We start from the raw sequence: 4,682 nt of genomic DNA, 5'->3' as shown, positions 1-4,682 counted from the left end.
TAGGTCATGACTCGGCCAAGGAATATGTTGACCACGAATACCTAATGAAGGTTAAAAACAACATATCACACATGCACTTCCATGATACTCTGGGTAGCAAGGACCATCTTGTTCCATATACAGGAGAGCTTGATCTACTTGATAGAATTACTTTTGCAAAAGAAAAAGACCTTACAGTAGTAGTGGAAGTAAAAACAATAGCCGCCCTTAAGGAATCCATTTATGTGATGAGAGATAGAGGTCTAATATAATAAAACTGCACAATACTAAAGAAGGATATTATATCCTTCTTTTTTTGTACCTAGTTCTAATACATTTTTCTTTCCTATGTCCAACTTTGAGTGCTCCAGTTAGTTAATATATCAATCACTATATTGCTATCTATTCATAGAATTGCAACATCAAGCAATTTTCTTGAATCTCATGAAGAATACAATGTTTCCACCTGATATTTCAGCCCAGATTCTTCCGTTGTTCATTTCGACGATTTCCCTGCTTATGGCAAGTCCAAGGCCGCTACTTTTTCCACCGCTTCTTGACTTATCCTTTATGAACATCCTGTCGAAAATATTTTCCATATCACCTTTTTTAAATTGTTTCTTGTCTATTGTATTTGCAACCTGAATTAGAACATAATCACCCTTTACAGATGTGGCGATTGTGAGCTTTCCAGGTTTTTTCGCATATTTTACAGCATTATATATAAGGTTTTCAAAAACCCTTACCATGAGAAGTGGGTCTCCGCTTATGTGAGGCTTGATTTCAGTAAGATTAACTTCAAATTTTAAGTTGTTTTCCTCTACTATGTGGGAATACTCGCCTCTTATCTGGTTTATGAACCTGTTTATATCAAGATTTACCTTCTCTACCTTTAGCTTTTCACTTGTAAGTTTGGAGTATTCAAAAAGTCTGTTTATTAGCTTTTTTAGCTGCTGTGATTTGGTATAGCATATATTTGCATATTCATTAAGCTTATTTTCATCTCCATAGTTACCGTCCACAATCAAACTCAAGTATCCGATGATTGAAGTCAATGGAGTCCTAAGGTCGTGAGACATGTTTGTAATAAGTTCTTTTTTTGACCTTTCTATCTTTATCTCATGTTCCTTTTTCTCCTTGATGGATCGGCTCATGTAGTTGATATTGTCCGCCAGAAAAGTCAGTTCGTCATTACCCGACAGGATTATTGGACTGTCATGATCACCAATGGATATGCTGTCTACGGATTCTGATATTTCATGGATATAGTTTATTCTTCTGTTTGCCAGCCTGAAAAATATAAATACAAAAAGGATTATGGATATGAGGATTATTATCATAGCCAGTATGTCTTCTTCATATGACCTGTCCTTGTACTTTCCTTCAAGGAATAATATGTTGTTTTCACCTTTGATTGTAAAGGTTCTGTAAAGTATGAAGTCCCTCTGCTGCTGGGTATCCTCGGAACTGCTGTACAAAAGCGCTCCCTTTTCATCTACAACATTTATATGATATACTCCATCACTGCTCAGCAAATAGCCTATTTCATACTCCAGATCTTCAATGGAAGGCAAATCCTCCAACCTGTTGTTCAACTCATCAATAAACAGCTCTGCATTTTCCTTTTCCTCTATATTTAGTTCCAGCTTTGCCTGGGAGTATGAGCTTTCAATTATGTAAAAAGACAAAACTCCAAATACGACAGCTGCTATTATTGATATGAAAAAATATCCCAAGAACTCCGTTCTGAGACTTTTTGTAGAATTACTTCTCAATTTTGTATCCAACTCCCCATATTGTCTTTATGTATTTTGGGTTTTTGTAGTCATCCTTGAGCTTTTCTCTCAGTTTCCTGATATGTACGGTTACGGTATTGTCTGTAACAAAAAACTCATCCTTCCACACCTTGTTGTATATCTTTTCTATGCTAAAAACCATTCCTCTATTGGACGCAAGAAGTTTTAATATGTCAAATTCAGTCTTCGTAAGATGGATTTCTTCATCCTTATAAAACACCTGATGAGTGTCGATATTTATGGTCAAATTATCTATGATTATGATATCTTCCTTGTCATCGTCACCTTCAATCTTATCAAAAATATCCACCCTTCTGATATTGGCCTTTACCCTTGCAGTAAGTTCCATTGGATTGAAGGGTTTGGTCAAATAGTCGTCTCCTCCAGCTGAAAGACCCATTATCTTGTCCATGTCCTCTCCCTTTGCAGAAAGGAATATTATAGGCATTTTGTACTTCTCCCTTATCTTCATGCAGGTTTCCATTCCATCCATTCCTGGCATCATTATGTCCAAAACAACCAAATCGACCTTTGCATTTTCAATCATTTCAAGGGCTTCATTACCATCTTTAGCAAGAACAACATTGTAATTGTCATTCTGTAAATATATTTTTATCATGTTCCTGATGTCTTTGTCATCATCAACAACAAGTATCACTTTATTATCCAAATTATACCTCCTAGTATTTATATCCTAACTTTAGTTGAGTTAATTCATATAACATATGCTATACAAATGGTTCAATTGTATAGCATATGTTATATGAATTAGTACGAAACTTGTTATGAGATAAAACTACATTACTGTTCTTTTTCATTATGCTTCAAATTAAAATTATATACTCATTAAGTATAAATAAAATGAACATAATATTAAAACTTTATTAATTAAGCGATTTGTCCTAGTACAATGTACAAATCATATTCATTTTATCACAAATAGAGGTAGAATAATAACACTTCAAGGGGTTTTGCATATTAAAATTTCTTGATTTATTAAAAAAACCCGACATAGTCGGGTTTTAAATTTATATAGGATGTTAATTGTTATATTATATTTCTCTTGTAGTCGAAGTTCATTTGTCTTGCAATTACCATCTTCTCATTCATTTCTTTTTGAAGGTCTGAAGCAACATCAAAAGCTTCTTCTTCCACTGCATTTCTGATTCTTGAGAACAGTGATTTCACAGAAGTGCTGTCCTTCATAAGGTCTACTCTAAGTGCATTTATTTTTTCCCAGTTGATTACATCAAGATCTGTTGCAAGGTCTGTATGAAGTTTATCAAAACTTCTTAGAACTGCCCTGTTGTTTGGAATGATTCTTCCAACCAGCTCAGTAGCCCATTTATCAAGCGTTACAAGCTTGAATGACTCTATAAGGGCATCCGTGAATACTCCGCCGTTCTTAAGAAGTCCTATTCTTGCTCCACCATGGTTGAGTCCCTGTATGTTTTCATATACTGTTGAAGGAGCCTTTCCGAAAAGTGCTATTCTTTCCTCTTCAGTGTAGTGCTTGAATACATTGTCTTCACTTCTGTACATTTTATCCTTCTCAAGGTAAACAGCTTCTTCCCCTGCTTTCTTTGAAATTTCTTTTTCAAGATCCGCCATTGAAAGACCTGCTTTAACTACAGCTTCGATACCGTCAAGCATTGCCATATATGTAGATGCTATTACAAGATATGTATTTGACAATGGATTCGGAGCTCTAAGCTCGAATCTTGTTGCCATAGGATTTGTAAGGTCTCTTATTACACCTGCAAGGATTGATCTGTTTCTTGAAGGTATTTCCTTAGTATGCCCAAGAGATGTAACTACACATATAGGAGCCTCAAATCCAGGCTTAAGCCTGTTGAAAGAATCATTAGAAGACGAAACGAATGGGTTTATAACATCGTAGTTTCTAAGAAGTCCCATCAATGATCCATATCCGAATTCACTCAAATATTCTTTTGTCATATCCACCGGAGAGAAAATGTTCACGAATTTACCCGACTTGAGCTTGACAGCAGCTCCAAAGTGCGTGTGCTCGCCGCTTCCTGCAACTCCTTCAAGAGGTTTGGCCATGAATGTCACTTCAAGTCCATGACTTTTGAACAAATCTTCCACTATTTCTCTTGCAATTATTTCATTGTCTGCACACTGCATCGCATCTGAATATTTCCAGTCTATTTCAAGCTGTTCCATTACATGCTTTAGTCTGCCTGTTGATCCCACCCTGCTGGCGATTCCTCCAACTTCCTTGTGGGCCATTTCAGGCTCAAGTCCGCTCAGCCATACATTTTTCTATTACAGTTCTAACTATGCCGTGAGTTCTCTTCCAGTACTGTTCCTTGAGAGTCTGTGAAGTTGAAAGTTCTTCAAGATTAGCTTCGTCATCAGGTGTGTTTACCCAAAGCTCAAGCTCAGTTGCAGATGTAAGTACTATCTCGTCTATGTCGGCAAAATCAAATCCAAGGCTCTTTGCAAGCTCAGGCTTTGTTTCAAATATTCCCGCTATTCTTTCCTTGAACACATCAACTGTTCTCTTTAGGATTGATCTTGAACAAACTCTTTTCTCGTCATGCTCAAGGAATGCAGGTATCTTTAGTGAGCCTACGGGAAGTCCATTCTCGTCGCAGTGGTATTCGTAGTTATAGTCAACAAACCATGTGCTTTCAAGGTCTGGAACAATATCAACCCTTGCATTGTTAAGAGTCGCTATTCCCTTCAGGTCAACTGAAGATCCGTCTGTCTGGATTCCTTGCTTAAGCATTGTGCCCATGTCTTCCAAGAATAATGCTACTGGAATCTTTTCATCTGTTCCATTTCCACCTATATCAATCCCCATAAATGATACAAACTTAATTTCCGGGTGTTCATTCAACATTGCTGTTAAATACTCTTTGTTTTGGTTCTTTGGTTTAA

Annotated in this window: 2 protein-coding genes and 2 pseudogenes; 1 reads left to right on the top strand and 3 read right to left on the bottom strand. The window is 36.5% G+C overall.

Annotation, left to right across the window (positions count from 1 at the left end; all coding sequences use genetic code 11):
* Nucleotides 1-251, top strand: a pseudogene (locus tag AC3AX0_RS07535) (hypothetical protein); the annotation flags it as partial.
* 150 nt (nt 252-401) lie between these two features.
* On the opposite strand, the gene AC3AX0_RS07530 reads toward AC3AX0_RS07535, so the two are convergent.
* The 3 genes and pseudogenes from AC3AX0_RS07530 to AC3AX0_RS07520 all read right to left on the bottom strand — a co-directional run.
* Nucleotides 402-1,754 carry a sensor histidine kinase gene (locus AC3AX0_RS07530; protein ID WP_487549692.1) on the bottom strand — a complete coding sequence of 451 codons (1,353 nt, stop codon included), beginning with the start codon at nt 1,752-1,754 and terminating at the stop codon, nt 402-404.
* Complete coding sequence (locus AC3AX0_RS07525; protein ID WP_487549691.1) at nt 1,744-2,445, bottom strand: response regulator transcription factor; 702 nt, start codon at nt 2,443-2,445, stop codon at nt 1,744-1,746. The genes AC3AX0_RS07530 and AC3AX0_RS07525 overlap by 11 nt, the downstream gene beginning before the upstream one ends.
* Before the next feature lie 377 nt (nt 2,446-2,822).
* A pseudogene (locus AC3AX0_RS07520) lies at nt 2,823-4,682 on the bottom strand (type I glutamate--ammonia ligase); the annotation flags it as partial.

This window comes from Dethiosulfatibacter sp., from assembly GCF_983023055.1.
This window is presented reverse-complemented; position numbering and strand designations above follow the sequence as displayed.